The sequence below is a fragment of the Limimaricola cinnabarinus genome (genome assembly GCF_047631075.1).
In the GTDB taxonomy this organism is placed as follows: Bacteria; Pseudomonadota; Alphaproteobacteria; order Rhodobacterales; family Rhodobacteraceae; genus Limimaricola; species Limimaricola cinnabarinus.
In genome coordinates this window covers 245,331-259,240 of record NZ_JBLHYX010000001.1, presented here as the reverse complement: position 1 = coordinate 259,240, position 13,910 = coordinate 245,331, and the positions used below count along the sequence as shown (strand labels likewise).

The following is a 13,910-nucleotide window of genomic DNA, read 5'->3' as shown; positions in this document are numbered from 1 at the left end:
ACGTTTGCAGCGGCAATCTAGGCGTATCGTCTCTACGAATGCAACGAAAAGCGAGATGTTTATGGGTCATTTTCAAAACGGTTTGAGAAACGGGTCCGCTTTGCTATCGTGCCGCGAATCGCGCGGATCGGAGGAGCCGGCGGCGCGGTGATCTGGGAGGATGACATGATCAAGACGAACACACTCGGCGCCGTGGCGCTACTGATGCTGTCGGCCGCGCCGGCGCTGGCCTTCGAGGATGGCAAGCTGCTGATCTGGACCGGCGACAACCGCGCCCCCGACGCTCTGCGCGAGGTCGGCAAGCGCTTCGAGGAGGAGTTCGGCGTGCCGGTCGAGGTCGCCATCGTCGAGCCGCTGCCCGAGAAGTTCCAGCAGGCCGCCGCCACCGGTGACGGGCCCGACATCGTGATGCACGCGCATGACCGCCTCGGCGAATGGGCGACGGGCGGCATCATCGCCCCCGTGACCCCCGGCACGGGCTTTGCCGACGGCATCCTGCCCGCGGCGATGGAGGCCGTGAGTTTCGACGGAGCGACCTGGGGCTACCCGGTCGCGGTCGAGGCCGCGCACCTGATCTACAACAAGGAATTCGTCGAGACGCCGCCCACCGACTTCTCCGACATCGCCGGGATGGATCTGCCCGAGGGCGTCACGCCGATCCTGTGGGACTACAACAACACCTATTTCACCTTCCCGCTGCTCGCCGCGAAGGGCGGCTTCGCCTTCCAGAAGGTCGACGGCTCCTATGACGGCTCCACCTCGGGCGTGAACACCGAAGGCGCGGTCGAGGGCGGCGAGGTGCTGGCCTCGCTGATCAAGGACGGGGTGATGCCCTCGGGCGTCGATTACGGCGTCATGGAGGGCGCGATGAACAATGGCGAGGTCGCCATGGTCATCAACGGGCCCTGGGCCTGGTCCAATCTCGACAGCTCAGGCATCGATTTCGGCGTGGCGCCGCTGCCCCAGGTCGACGGGGAACTGGCCCCGCCCTTCCTCGGGGTGCAGGCGCTGGCGTTCAACGCCGCCTCGCCCAATCTCGACCTCGCGCAGGAGTTCATCGAGAGCTACCTGCTCACTGACGAGGGCCTCGCCACATGGAACGAAAGCGGCGCGCTCGGCGCGCTGGCCGACAGCTCGGCCGCCGAGGCGCAGGACGACGCTCGGGTGAGCGCGATGCTCGAGGTCGCCAAGGACGGCGTGCCGATGCCCTCGAACCCCGAGATGGGCGCGTTCTGGGCCGCGATGCAGCCGGCGCTCACCAGCATCACCAATGGCGCGCAAGAGCCCAAGGCGGCGCTCGACGACGCTGCCGCCCGCATCAAGGGCGAATAAGCCGGACGCGCCGGGGCGGCACCGCCCGCTCCGGCCACGGCCTTCATGCGGCCCCCGCCCCCACCGCCGCCGGGGAGCCTTGGGGCGAGGAGACGCGGCGCGCCCTCGGGGGGACCACCGACATGACCACAGCAGATGCGGGCTTCGGCCCGGCCGAGACCCATACCGAAGCCCGACCATGGCTGCGCCTGTCCATCGTCGCCCTCCTCGGCCTGATGATGCTTTACGGCGCCTTCTTTCTCTACCAGATCGCGCAGCCGCTGTTCGGTGCAATCCTTCTGGCCGTCGCCACGGGCTTCGTGGTGATCTTCGGTGCCAACCGCTTCTACGGCGCGCGATTCATCTTTCCGGGCGTCGCGGCGGTGCTGGTCTTCATCGCCTTCCCCGTCGCCTACACGATCTGGCTGGGCTTCACGAACTACTCCTCGTTCAACTTGCTCTCCTACGAGCGCACGATCGAGGTGCTGACATCGCGCGGCACGGTCGATCCCGAAACCGAACAGCCCTTCGCCGTGGCCCGCGACGGCGAGGTCTACCGCATCTGGCTGCCCGAGAGCGGGCTGTTGTCCGCCCCCGTCAGCCTCACCGCCGAGGAAGAAGAAGTGGCGCTGGAGCCGGGCGAGGCGCCCGCCGCGTTGCTCACCCCGCGCGACGCCATCGCCCTTCGCAGCGGATTGCAGAGCCTGACGCTCAACACCCCCGATGAGGTCGCGCTGCGCAATGCGGGGCTGCGCAGCTTTGCCAGCGTCACCCCCGACTTCGTGCGCACCGGCGAGAACGAGCTGACCCGCAGCGCCGACGGCCTCACGCTCACCGCCAACCACGAGACCGGCTTCTTCGAGACACCCGAGGGCGAGGCGGTGCCGCCGGGCTGGCGCGTGGGCGTCGGCTTCGACAATTTCGAGCGCATCCTCGAATCCAAGGGCGTGCGCGGACCGATGCTGTCGATCTTCGCCTGGACCTTCGCCTTTGCCGGGCTGTCGGTGCTGGGCGTGTTCACGGTGGGGCTGTTGCTGGCGGTGATCCTCCAATGGGAGCATCTGCGCTTCAAGACGCTTTACCGGATCCTGCTGATCCTGCCCTACGCGGTGCCGGGCTTCATCTCGATCCTCGTGTTCCGGGGCCTGTTCAACCAGAACTTCGGCGAGATCAACCTGATCCTCGAGGCGTTGTTCGGCCTGCGCCCGAACTGGTTCACCGATGGCAACCTCGCCCGCGTGATGATCCTCTTCGTGAACATCTGGCTGGGCTATCCCTACATGATGCTGCTTGCCATGGGCTTTCTTCAGGCCGTGCCGCAGGATCACAAGAAGGCCGCGGCGCTCGAAGGCGCATCCAGCCTGCGAGTGTTCTTCACCATCACCCTGCCGCAGATCATCCCGCCTTTCCTGCCGCTCCTGATCGCGGCCTTCGCCTTCAACTTCAACAACCTCGTGCTGATCCTGCTGCTGACGCGCGGCGGGCCCGACATCCCCGGTACCGTGATCCCGGCGGGCGAGACCGACATCCTCGCCTCCTTCACTTATCGCTTGGCCTTCCAGGATTCAGGCCAGCAATTCGGCCTCGCGGGCGCGATCACGTTGCTGATCTTCCTCGTGGTGGCCGCCATCTCCTATGCCAACTTCGTGGCCATGCGCCGCGCCGCCAACAAGAGGTCCGGCCGATGATCGTCGAACGCCCGCGCGACCTGAGGATCAAGAAGATCGCGGCCCATGGCTTCATGCTGATCTTCCTGCTGCTGATCCTGTTTCCGTTCTTCATGATCGTCTCGATCAGCTTCCGGGAGGGAAACTTCGCCACCGGCGCGCTCTGGCCCGAGAACCCGACGCTGGAGCACTGGTACCTCGCCTTCGGGCTCGACTACACCCGCGCCGACGGCACGGTGGTCTCGCCGCCCTACCCGGTGCTCCTGTGGATGTGGAACTCGATCAAGATCGGGCTCATCGCCAGCATCGGCGTGCTCGCCCTTTCGACCATCTCGGCCTATGCCTTCAGCCGTATCCGCATCCGCGGCAAGCAAGGCATGCTCGACGGGCTGTTCCTGATCCAGATGTTCCCGACGACGCTGGCCCTCGTCGCGATCTTCGCGATCTTCGACGCGCTGGGCGAGGTGACACCGGCCTTGGGCATCAACAGCCACGCGGCGCTGATCCTCGTCTATCTGAGCCAGATCACCCTGCACATCTGGACCATCAAAGGCTATTTCGACAGCGTCGACACCGCGCTCGACAAGGCCGCCGAGATCGACGGGGCCAGCCCGTGGCAGACCTTCCGCTTCATCTTCCTGCCTCTGGCGGTGCCGATCATGGCGGTGGTCTTCGTGCTGACCTTCATCGGCGTGATCAACGACTACCCGATCGCCAGCGTGCTGATCCGTTCCGAAGACCAGATGACGCTGGCGGTGGGTTCGCGGCTCTATCTCAACGAATTCAAGTATCTCTGGGGCGATTTCGCCGCCGCCGCGATCCTGTCGGGACTGCCGATCACGGTCGTGTTCCTGATCGCGCAGCGCTACCTTGTCTCGGGACTGTCGGACGGGGCGGTCAAGGGATGACTCCCCCACTTTCGAATCAACACCGCGACGGCCCCCTTTGCGGCGCTACTCTTTGGGGTATATTAATAACCTATTGAGAAAGAATGGCAATTTTTATGACGTTGGGTCGGACTATTCGTAACGTGGGGTTCCCCACCGACCGGTCATGTCTGCCACATTCCTGCCACAATCGGCCGTGAAACGGGGCCCGTTCTCACGATTAACCAGGTTCCCATAGTAATTTCCGGGCTCAACATTCAAATTGAAAGGCAGAGGCATGTATCAACCTATCGACGTGTTTATCGAGTTCCGCCTCTCCTCTTGCCCTCAGGCCCTGCGCCGCATCTCTCCGCAAGAGCGAATGTCTGAAGAACCGGTCGGACAGGTCCGGCGGCATCGTTTCCCGAATGTTTCGAGAGCGACGACCGCCGCGACCTTCCGCCATCATCCCACCCTGTCGGTGCGCAGCAGAACGCTGCCCGTCGGCCTGCCCGCCGCATGCTCTCCGGCATGCTGCGCACAGGGATGACCGGCATGGCGCACGATCCCGCCATGCCGACACACTGTATCGATCCGGGCGCCGCCCTGCGCCCGGCTTGATTTTCCGCCCCACCGGGACACCTCGCCCGGCCACCTTCACAGCGCTCCTTCGGGAGCGCTTTTTTTTTCGCCCGCTCTGCCCCTTTCGCCATGCCAAGGGAGGCTCTAGCCTGATCGCATGATGGCTGCGCATTCCTCTTACGACGTGGTGATCATCGGCGGCGCGATGATCGGCAGCGCCGTGGCATGGTGGCTCGCGCGCGATCCCGGCTTTCATGGCCGCATCCTCGTGATCGAGCGCGATCCGAGTTTCGCCGAAGCTTCGACCAGCCACACCAATTCCTGCATCCGCATGCAGTTCGGCACCGAGGTGAACGTAGCGATCAGCCGCTTCGGGCTGGCCTTCATCCGGTCCTTCCGGGACCATGCGGGCGCGGATGCGCCCGAAATTTCCCTCGATGATTTCGGCTATCTCTACCTTGCCGACGATCGGGCCTCGGCCGACCGGCTGTGTGCCGCACAGGCGTTGCAGGCGCGGATGGGCGCGGGCACGCGGCTGCTTTCACCGGCGCAGCTTCGAACGGCCTTTCCGTTCATGAGGTGGGATGACGTATTGCTCGGCAGCCACGACCCCGGCGAGGAGGGCTGTTTCGACGGTGGCACGATGTTCTCCGAATTTCGCCGTCGGGCGCGGCGCATGGGCGTGGAAGAGATCCGCGCCGAGGCCACCGGCCTGCGCAGAACCGGCGACCGCATCACCCATGTGGAGCTCTCGGACGGCAACGCCATCGCCTGCGGCCATGTCGTCAACGCCGCCGGGCCGCGCGCGGCAAAGGTGGCGGCGATGGCCGGGATCGCGATCCCGGTGGAGCCGCGCAAGCGCTACACCTTCACCTTCGAGGCCGAGGACAGGCTGCCGCGCAAGCTGCCGCTCACGGTCGATCCCTGCGGCATCCATTTCCGCTCGGACGGCACGCTCTACATGGCGGGCTGCCCGCCCGAGGCGGACGACGCCTGCGATCCGCGGGATTTCGAGATGGATCATTCGATCTGGGAGGATCGGGTCTGGCCCGCATTGGCCGCCCGCGTGCCCGCCTTCGAGCGCATCCGCCTGCGCACCGCATGGGCCGGTCACTACGCCTACAACACGCTCGACCAGAACGCGCTTTTGGGCGTGCATCCTGCCATTTCCAACCTGCTCTTCGCCAACGGGTTCTCGGGCCACGGCCTGCAGCAGGCCCCGGCGGTCGGGCGCGGCATCGCCGAGCACATCATCCACGGGGGCTGGCGCAGCCTCGACCTGTCGCCGCTGTCGGTGGCCCGCCTCGTCGAAGGCCGGGCACTCACCGAAGCGGCGCTGATCTAAGGGAGTCGTCATGAAGAAGATCGTTCTCACCGGGGCCTGCGGGGCCCTTGGATCGGTGCTGCGCGCGCCGCTGGCAAAGCTCGCGGAGGAGTTGGTCTCCACCGACATCGCCCAAGCCCCGGCGGAGTTGATGCCAAACGAGCGCTTCGTGCAGGCCGATCTCACCGATCTCGCCAGCGTCGAGGCAGTAATGCAAGGCGCCGAGATGGTCGTGCATTTCGGCGCGATCCCGGACGAAGCTCCGTTCGAAGAGTTGCTCGGCCCGAACTTCATCGGCGCCTACACGGTGTGGGAGGCGGCGCATCGGGCGGGCGCGCGGCGCGTGGTCTATGCCTCCTCGGTGCATGCCGTCGGGCTTCAGGAGACGATGTCGGGCCATGACACGGAGGTCCCCCATCGTCCCGACACCTTCTATGGCCTGTCGAAATGCTTTGCCGAGGATATGGGCCGGATGTTCTGGGAAAAGCGCGGCCTTGAGGCGGTGTGCCTGCGCATCATGTCCTGCACGCCTGAGCCGCAGAACACCCGCGCTCTCTACAGCTGGCTTTCTCATGGCGATCTGGTGCGTCTGGTCGAAGCCTCGGTCACTACTCCTGTCACCGGCTTCACCATCGCCTGGGGTGTTTCCGCCAACAGCCGCGCGCCGGTGTCGAACGCGCGCGTGTCGTTCCTTGGCTACCACCCGCGCGACAACGCCGAGGATTGGGCCGACAGGCTCCTGCCGACACCCAAGTCGCCCGATCCTTCGGATCCCGCCCAGCGGTGCCTCGGCGGCCCCTTCGCGGTAGTACCCTTGGGCGAAAGCGGCGTCGCGGCGATCCGGCGGATGACTGAGACCGGCTGACGCGATCTGAACGCTGCCGCGCCCGTGGCAGGGGCAACGCCCCTGGCCACTTCACTCTTCAAATACTCACGGCGCTCCGGCGCGCCGTCGAGCGGTCAGGTCTGCGCCGCTGCCCGAATCGCGGCAATGTTCTCGCCATAGACCGAGGCTGCCTTGACCGAACCGCCCCGGAACACTGCCGAACCCGCAACCAAGGCGTCGGCCCCGGCGCGCGCCACCAGCGGCGCGGTCTTGGCATCGACGCCGCCATCGACCTCGACATGGATCTCCCGGTCGCCAATCATCGCGCGCAGGGCGGCAATCTTGTCGAGCATGGGATGCAGGAACTTCTGCCCGCCAAAGCCGGGGTTCACCGTCATCACGAGCACGAGGTCGACATCGTCCAGCAGCGGCGCCACCGCTTCGACCGGCGTGCCGGGATTGAGCGCCACGCCCGCCTTCATGCCCGTGCCGCGGATCGCCTGCAGCGTGCGGTGGATATGCGGCCCGGCCTCGACATGGGCGGTGAGGATATCGGCCCCCGCATCGGCGAAGGCGTCGATATAGGGGTCGACCGGCGCGATCATCAGGTGCACGTCCATCACCGTCTTCACATGCGGACGGATCGCGCGCACGAGCTGCGGCCCGAAGGTGATATTGGGCACGAAATGCCCGTCCATCACGTCCACATGAACCCAATCCGCGCCCTGCGCCTCGATGGCGCGAACTTCCGCGCCGAAGGCCGCGAAATCGGCGGAGAGAATCGAGGGGGCAATCTTGAGAGTGCGGTCGAAAGCGGTCATCGGCAGGGCTCCTCATGCAGATGCGCCCTGCCCTAGCGCGAAAAACCGCGCGCGTCACGCGGGCCGCGTGCCCTGCCTCTCGCATCTGCAGAAAACCCTGCTAGCCTCGCAGCATGCAACGCCCCGCCGTGATCCTGTCCCATACCGATATCCTCGCCCCCGGTGCGAGCGCCGCGCTGACCCGTGCCGCGCTCGGGTCCACGCGCCCGGCGCTGCACGGGCATGATTTCTTCGAAATGGCGTGGGTGCAGAACGGCCGGGTGCGCCATCATCTGCCCGAGGGGCGCGAGGATCTGGTCGAGGGCGACGTGATCTTTGCGGCGCCGGGGCATCTGCACGGGTTGCAGGGGCGGGGCGACGATGCGCTTCTGGTGTCGGTGACGCTGCATCCCGACCTCATTGCCGATCTCGGGAGGCGGCATCCGGCGCTGGCGGGCCGGCTGTTCTGGGCCGAAGCGGCCACGCCGCAGCGGCTGATGCGCGACAGCCACCAGATCGCCGAGTTGAACCGCGCCGCGCTGCGGCTGGAGCGCGGGCGGCGCGACGCCTTGGGAGCAGAGGCGTTCCTGCTGCCGCTCCTATGCGGGCTGGCGGACGAAACCGCGCCGTTGCCCAACGGCGCTCCCGATTGGCTGGCGCGCGCCTGCGCCGCCTCGCGCAAGCCGGAGGTATTCCACGACGGGGCCTCGGGATTCGCGCGCGTTGCCGGCAAGGCGCATCCGCATGTCAGCCGTTCGATGCGGCGGTTTCTCGACATGTCGCCTTCGGACTGGGTCAACATGCAGCGGATGGATTATGCCGCGCGCAGGTTGACCGGCAGCGCCGACAGTCTTGCCGAGATCGCCGCCGAATGCGGCGTGCCGAACCTGTCGCATTTTCACAAGCTGTTCCGCGTCGCGCATGGCGAGACGCCGCAGCGGTTTCGTCGGGCCCGGCAGCGCGACGTGGTGCAGCCCGGCTAGGAGCGGCTACTTGCGCGCCGCACGCCGCCTGCGGATCGCATCGCCCCAAGTCGCGACACGACGGTCGCCACGATCGAGCCATGGCGAGACGTGGCGGCGCGACCACCGCCGCAGCCTGACGCCCACGCCCCAGATCACCGCCACGAGCAGCAGCAGGAAGACGATGTTGAACCACGGGATCAGCCGCACGTCCGGCCCGGCGACAGGCTTGGCCGACAGGGCATTGGGATAGACCGAGAGCAGCGGCAGGCGCCAGCCGTAATAGCGCATCGCCACCCATTGCGGATCGGAGGACGAGGAGACGAGGTTGCGCGCCTCGGCCTGCAGGTTGGCGCTGTCGAACTTGAAGTAGGGTGGCCATCCGCCGCCCGTATCCTCGTTGCGAAACACCATGACGCCGCCATCGGCGCGCACCGTGTCGATGAAGCGCACGTCACGCTCGACCGGTCCGTTCAAGGGCGTGCCGGTATCAGGCGCGGCCCAGAACACCGAATTGGGGTCGATCCGCTCGAGCTTGATCTCGACGCCGGTGATGCGGACGATCTCGCGCTTGGGCAGGTTGTAGTGCAGAAGCGCCGCGAGAAACGCCAGCAGCACGCCCCAGAAGATCCAAGAAATCCAGCGCATCGCATTTCTCCCTGTCGGTCGATCGTGACTTAGACCATCCAGCCCTCCGGGCCAATCGATACCATGCCATGGGTCGTCTATGGCATGGCAGGCATGCGATCACCGGCCAGAGGATCTAAGCGTGGCCGCCTTTTTCGAAAGAACCAATCGCGCCGGTTATTGGGCCGCGCCCTATCGGTGCGGGCAGGCCCGGCACCGATAGGGCGCGGCCTCGGCTTGGATCAATAGCCGAGGCTTTCGACGCCCGACGCCGCGCCGAACTGGGGCGGGCCACTGTTGGCGGCGGCCGAGTAAAGCTCCTCGGGCGGCACATAGGTCGGCGGCAGTTCGCGGCCCCGATTCGCCACGGCCTCGCCTTCGATGGCGACCGAATCGGCATAGTCGCGAATCGTCACACGGGTCTGCATCGGCACCTTGGGGAAGAGGAAGATGACGTCGTGGTTGAACATGCGGATGCAGCCCGCCGAACCCGAGTTGCCGATCGATCCCAGATCGTTGGTGCCGTGGATCCGGTAATAGGTGTCGCGGTTGCCCTGATAAAGGTAGAGAGCGCGCGCCCCGAGCGGGTTGGCGAGACCGCCGGGCACGCCGTTGCGATACTCTCCATAGATCTCGGGCTCGCGCTTGAGCATGTTCTGCGTCGGGGTCCAGCTCGGCCACTGCTCCTTGCGCTTGATCACGGTGTCATAGCTCATCGACAGGCCCTGCCGGCCGACACCGATGGGAAAGCGCCAGGCCATGCCGTCGTTCTGGATGAAATACAGGAACTTGGCATGCAGGTCGGCTTCGATCACGCCAGCCGATTCATAGCCGCGATAGGGCACATAGGCGCGACGATTGAGGCCTTGGAGGTATTGTGGCGGCACCGGCGGAAGCCGGTAGCCCGCATCCTCGATCAAACCGTAGCCATCGACGATCTGGCTCAGCGGCACGCCGCCGATCTCCTGTTCGCTGACGGGAGCGGCGGAGGTCGGGACACGAGCGGCGCAGGCGGGGAGGACGGACAGAGCGGCCGCGCCGGTCAGCAGTCGACGGCGCGTGATCGCGAAAGGGGTGGAGATCATCTGGGACAGCCTTTGACGCAAGGGTTCGCGGCAACCTATCATCGCGGGCCGGAACCGCAATGAGGCCGGCTTTTTCAAAGGCGCACGGAGCGAAAGCGTTGCCGTTTCGGCAAAACGGGATGAATCACGAATGATTTCAACCGAATGCGCCAATCGTTTGGCGGGCAGAGATGCGGATTTGATCGAGCCGAGGGGTCAAATCTGCTTGAGCGTTATGTCATGACATCCGGCGCGCGCGACGCGATAACCGATATCACCGGCCTGAAGGTGGGTCAGACGCATGACGGGGCGCTGCGCTCGGGCGTCACGGTGCTGACCGCCGAGATGCCTTTCGTGGCCTCGGTCGACGTACGAGGCGGCGCGCCCGGCACCCGCGAGACCGAGCTTCTGGCCCCTGACAAGCTGGTCGGCGCAGTCGATGCACTGGTGCTGTCGGGCGGCTCGGCCTTCGGTCTCGACGCGGCTTCGGGCGTGATGGATGCGCTGCGCGCGGCGGGGCGCGGATTCGAGGCGGCGGGCCAGCGCGTGCCCATCGTGCCCGCCGCGATCCTGTTCGATCTCGGCAATGGCGGCGACAAGGCTTGGGGGACCAACCCTTATGCGGCGATGGGCCGCGCCGCGTTCGAGGCCGCGGACGCACGTGTCGACGAAGGCAGCTTTGGCGCGGGGCACGGGGCCACCACGGCGGATCTGCGCGGCGGCACCGGCACCGCCTCTATGCAGCTCGCTAGCGGCCATGTGGTGGGCGCTCTGGTCGCGGTGAACGCCGTGGGCTCTGCCTGCATCGGCGGCGGGCCACGATTTTGGGCCGCCCCATGGGAGATCGGGGACGAATTCGGAGGGCTGGGCCCCGCGATGCCACCCCCCGGCCCGCCGCCGAGCAAGCTCGCGCGGCCGGGCGAAAGCACCACCATTGCCATCGTCGCCACTGATGCCGTGCTCGACAAGGCGGGGTGTCACCGGATGGCGGTGGCGGCGCAGGACGGCCTCGCCCGCGCGCTGCTGCCCGCGCATACCCCGCTCGACGGCGATCTGGTCTTCGCCGTGGCGACGGGTGCGCGCCCGCTCGCCGATCCCGTCACCGAGGCGCTCTGGATCGGGCATGCGGCGGCGGTGTGCCTGTCGCGGGCCATCGCGCGGGCCGTGTATCACGCCGCGCCGGGCGGGTCGCAGCCGTCCTGGGGGGAAAGATTCGGCAATTGATTCCCCTTCGCCGTGCCGGTGCGCCGGGACGAACCGAAGAGTCGCCCCCTCAGGCCAGAAGCGCCTGTATCAGCGGGCTGTCGGCCTCTGCCAGACCCTCGATCACATCGAAATGGTGCCGCCCCGGTGCCTCAACCAGATCGCAACCACGCCTTTTGGCCAGCCAGCGCGCCTGATCTAGAAAGGCCGGGCGCTCGGCCGCGCCGACCCAGACCGTCATCGGCAGGTTCACCTGATCGCACAGCACGGGGCTCTCGGCCACGGCCTCCTCCTCATCGAGACCCAGATCGTCGTTCATCCTGGCCCCCATCAACGGGCGCAGATCCGACAGGGGCGAGATCGGCACGATCCGCGCCACCCTGTCGCGCCAGCCGGGGGTGAGATCGGCGCAAGCCATGCGCGCCACCAGATGCCCGCCAGCCGAATGCCCGGCGAGCCTGATCGGGCCCGGAACGACCTCGGCCACCGCGCCGATGGCAGCCTCGATCTCGCGGGTCATCGCGCCGATCCGGGCCTCGGGCGCCAGCGTGTAGGAGGGCATCACCACGGCCCAGCCCCGATCCAAGGCCCCCGCTGCCAGATGTGACCAGACGCTCTTGTCGAACGCCTTCCAGAAGCCGCCATGCACGAAGATCACCGCGCCCTTCGCCTCGCCTTCGGGGTGAAACAGGTCGAGCTTCTGCCGCGCGCCGTCGCCATAAACGATCACCTGTGGCGGATGGCTTTCGCGAAAAGCGGCGGCGGCAGCGGCCCAGCGCGCGGGGTAGTCCATGCCGCCGGGGATGTGGCTGGCATTGGCATAGGCCTCGTCGATCTCGGCACGGCTTTGCCCATGCGTTGCGGCGCGCATCTCGGTCATCTCATTCCTCCCTGTTCCGGGGCTGGACCCGCCCTACCCTCGCGGTGAAGGATGCGCCCGAACCTCTGGAGGAAAAGTCATGCTCGACGACCGCACCGACATCAAGTCACTGCTCAGCCGCCCCGACCTCGTTCGCGACCGCGCCTTTCTCGGCGGCAAGTGGGTCTCCGCGAAGGACGGCAAGACCTTCGACGTCACCAACCCCGCGCGCGGCGACGTTCTCGCCACGGTCGCCGATCTGGGCCGGGCCGAGATCGCGCAGGCGATCGACATCGCCCACAAGGCGCAAAAGCCCTGGGCCGCGAAAACCGGCAAAGAGCGCGCCAAGATCCTGCGCCGCTGGTACGACCTGATGATGGAGCATCAGGAGGATCTGGCGATCCTGATGACCGCCGAGCAGGGCAAGCCGCTCGCCGAGAGCCGTGGCGAGGTGGCCTATGGCGCGAGCTTCGTCGAATGGTTCGGCGAAGAGGCCAAGCGCGTCTATGGCGAGACCATCCCCGGCCACATGCCCGACAAGCGGATCACCGTGATCCGCCAGCCGATCGGCGTCGCCGCCGGGATCACGCCGTGGAACTTCCCCAACGCGATGATCGCGCGCAAGGTGGCCCCGGCGCTGGCGGCGGGCTGTTCCTTCGTGATCCGCCCCGCCTCGCTCACCCCGCTCTCGGCGCTCGCCATGGCTGTGCTGGCCGAGGAGGCGGGCGTGCCCGAGGGCGTGTTCTCGGTGGTCACCTCGACCTCCTCCTCCGAAGTGGGCAAGGAGTTCTGCGAGAACCCCAAGGTGCGCAAGCTGACCTTCACCGGCTCGACCGAGGTGGGCCGAACGCTGCTGCGGCAGGCCGCCGATCAGGTGATGAAATGCTCGATGGAGTTGGGCGGCAACGCCCCCTTCATCGTGTTCGACGACGCCGATCTGGATGCGGCGGTCGAAGGCGCGATCCAGTGCAAGTTCCGCAACAACGGCCAGACCTGCGTCTGCGCCAACCGCATCTACGTGCAAAAGGGCGTCTATGACGAGTTCGCCAAGCGCCTGAAGGTCGCGGTCGAAAAGCTGCGTGTCGGCGACGGTCTCTCGGACGGCACCGATCTCGGACCGCTGATCGAGGCTTCGGCCATCGACAAGGTGCGCGATCACCTCAAGGACGCGCTCGATCACGGTGCGATGCTGCTCACCGGCGGCGAGGCGCATGACCTGGGCGGCCAGTTCTTCCAGCCCACCGTCGTCACCGGGGCGAAACAGGGCATGAAGGTTGCGCATGAGGAGACATTCGGCCCCTTCGCGCCGCTCTTCGCCTTCGAGGACGAGGACGAGGTGATCGAGATGGCCAACGACACGATCTTCGGTCTCGCCTCGTATTTCTACGCCAAGGATCTGAGCCGTGTGACCAAAGTGGCCGAGGCGCTGGAATACGGCATCGTCGGGGTGAACACCGGCATCATCTCGACCGAGGTCGCGCCCTTTGGCGGGGTCAAGCAGTCGGGGCTGGGCCGCGAGGGGTCGCGCCACGGAATCGATGACTATCTCGAGATGAAATACATCTGCACCTCGGTCTGACCCGGCTGCCTCGCGGCGGGGCGGCGTTCGGACGCCGCCCGCCTTTCGGGCATCCGCACTGCTTTGCCGCACGGATGCCCGGCCTTGGCGAAACAGCCCCGCTGCTTTAAGATGCCGTTACGTCAATGTCGCAGTTCTCCGGCATGATACGAGACGACGCCCGATGCAGCCCCGTGGCGTCGGTTGACGAGTGGCCTTGGTAGCGCGTGGCGCGGAAGCCCTGCCCCAGGCTTCCGCGTT

General features: G+C 66.6%; 12 protein-coding genes. 8 read left to right on the top strand and 4 right to left on the bottom strand.

What is annotated here, in order from left to right:
- Positions 1 to 165 precede the first annotated feature (165 nt).
- The 5 genes from malE (at position 166) to ACJASC_RS01330 (ending at position 6,615) form a co-directional block, all read left to right on the top strand.
- Positions 166 to 1,332 carry a maltose/maltodextrin ABC transporter substrate-binding protein MalE gene (gene malE, locus ACJASC_RS01350; protein ID WP_415142885.1) on the top strand — a complete coding sequence of 389 codons (1,167 nt, stop codon included), beginning with the start codon at positions 166 to 168 and terminating at the stop codon, positions 1,330 to 1,332.
- Positions 1,333 to 1,454: 122 nt separating this feature from the next.
- On the top strand, positions 1,455 to 2,999 hold the full coding sequence (gene malF, locus ACJASC_RS01345) for a maltose ABC transporter permease MalF (protein WP_415142883.1): 1,545 nt from the start codon (positions 1,455 to 1,457) through the stop codon (positions 2,997 to 2,999).
- Positions 2,996 to 3,886 carry a maltose ABC transporter permease MalG gene (gene malG / locus ACJASC_RS01340; protein WP_415142881.1) on the top strand — a complete coding sequence of 297 codons (891 nt, stop codon included), beginning with the start codon at positions 2,996 to 2,998 and terminating at the stop codon, positions 3,884 to 3,886. The genes malF and malG overlap by 4 nt, the downstream gene beginning before the upstream one ends.
- A gap of 697 nt (positions 3,887 to 4,583) precedes the next feature.
- A complete protein-coding gene (locus tag ACJASC_RS01335) occupies positions 4,584 to 5,771 on the top strand; it encodes an NAD(P)/FAD-dependent oxidoreductase (protein ID WP_415142879.1) in 1,188 nt (395 codons plus the stop codon).
- Positions 5,772 to 5,781: 10 nt separating this feature from the next.
- The gene (locus ACJASC_RS01330) at positions 5,782 to 6,615 is read left to right on the top strand and encodes an NAD-dependent epimerase/dehydratase family protein (protein WP_415142877.1); all 834 of its coding nucleotides are present in this window, start codon (positions 5,782 to 5,784) and stop codon (positions 6,613 to 6,615) included.
- A 95-nt stretch (positions 6,616 to 6,710) separates the two neighbouring features.
- Here the strand turns inward: ACJASC_RS01330 and rpe are convergent, their stop codons facing one another.
- The gene (rpe, locus tag ACJASC_RS01325; protein WP_415142875.1) at positions 6,711 to 7,397 is read right to left on the bottom strand and encodes a ribulose-phosphate 3-epimerase; all 687 of its coding nucleotides are present in this window, start codon (positions 7,395 to 7,397) and stop codon (positions 6,711 to 6,713) included.
- A 113-nt stretch (positions 7,398 to 7,510) separates the two neighbouring features.
- Here rpe and ACJASC_RS01320 point away from each other — a divergent pair, with 113 nt between their 5' ends.
- Positions 7,511 to 8,359: a helix-turn-helix domain-containing protein gene (locus ACJASC_RS01320; RefSeq protein WP_415142873.1), complete on the top strand. Its 849-nt coding sequence runs from the start codon at positions 7,511 to 7,513 to the stop codon at positions 8,357 to 8,359.
- Between the two features lie 6 nt (positions 8,360 to 8,365).
- Here the strand turns inward: ACJASC_RS01320 and ACJASC_RS01315 are convergent, their stop codons facing one another.
- Both ACJASC_RS01315 and ACJASC_RS01310 read right to left on the bottom strand, forming a co-directional pair.
- Complete coding sequence (locus ACJASC_RS01315; protein ID WP_415142871.1) at positions 8,366 to 8,986, bottom strand: DUF1523 family protein; 621 nt, start codon at positions 8,984 to 8,986, stop codon at positions 8,366 to 8,368.
- 221 nt (positions 8,987 to 9,207) lie between these two features.
- Positions 9,208 to 10,050, bottom strand: coding sequence for a L,D-transpeptidase (locus ACJASC_RS01310; RefSeq protein ID WP_415142869.1), 843 nt, complete (start codon positions 10,048 to 10,050; stop codon positions 9,208 to 9,210).
- A gap of 219 nt (positions 10,051 to 10,269) precedes the next feature.
- Here ACJASC_RS01310 and ACJASC_RS01305 point away from each other — a divergent pair, with 219 nt between their 5' ends.
- Positions 10,270 to 11,253: a P1 family peptidase gene (locus ACJASC_RS01305; protein WP_415142867.1), complete on the top strand. Its 984-nt coding sequence runs from the start codon at positions 10,270 to 10,272 to the stop codon at positions 11,251 to 11,253.
- 49 nt (positions 11,254 to 11,302) lie between these two features.
- Here the strand turns inward: ACJASC_RS01305 and ACJASC_RS01300 are convergent, their stop codons facing one another.
- Positions 11,303 to 12,112 carry an alpha/beta hydrolase gene (locus ACJASC_RS01300; RefSeq protein ID WP_415142865.1) on the bottom strand — a complete coding sequence of 270 codons (810 nt, stop codon included), beginning with the start codon at positions 12,110 to 12,112 and terminating at the stop codon, positions 11,303 to 11,305.
- 79 nt (positions 12,113 to 12,191) lie between these two features.
- Here ACJASC_RS01300 and ACJASC_RS01295 point away from each other — a divergent pair, with 79 nt between their 5' ends.
- Positions 12,192 to 13,670: an NAD-dependent succinate-semialdehyde dehydrogenase gene (locus tag ACJASC_RS01295; protein WP_415142863.1), complete on the top strand. Its 1,479-nt coding sequence runs from the start codon at positions 12,192 to 12,194 to the stop codon at positions 13,668 to 13,670.
- Positions 13,671 to 13,910: the final 240 nt, after the last annotated feature.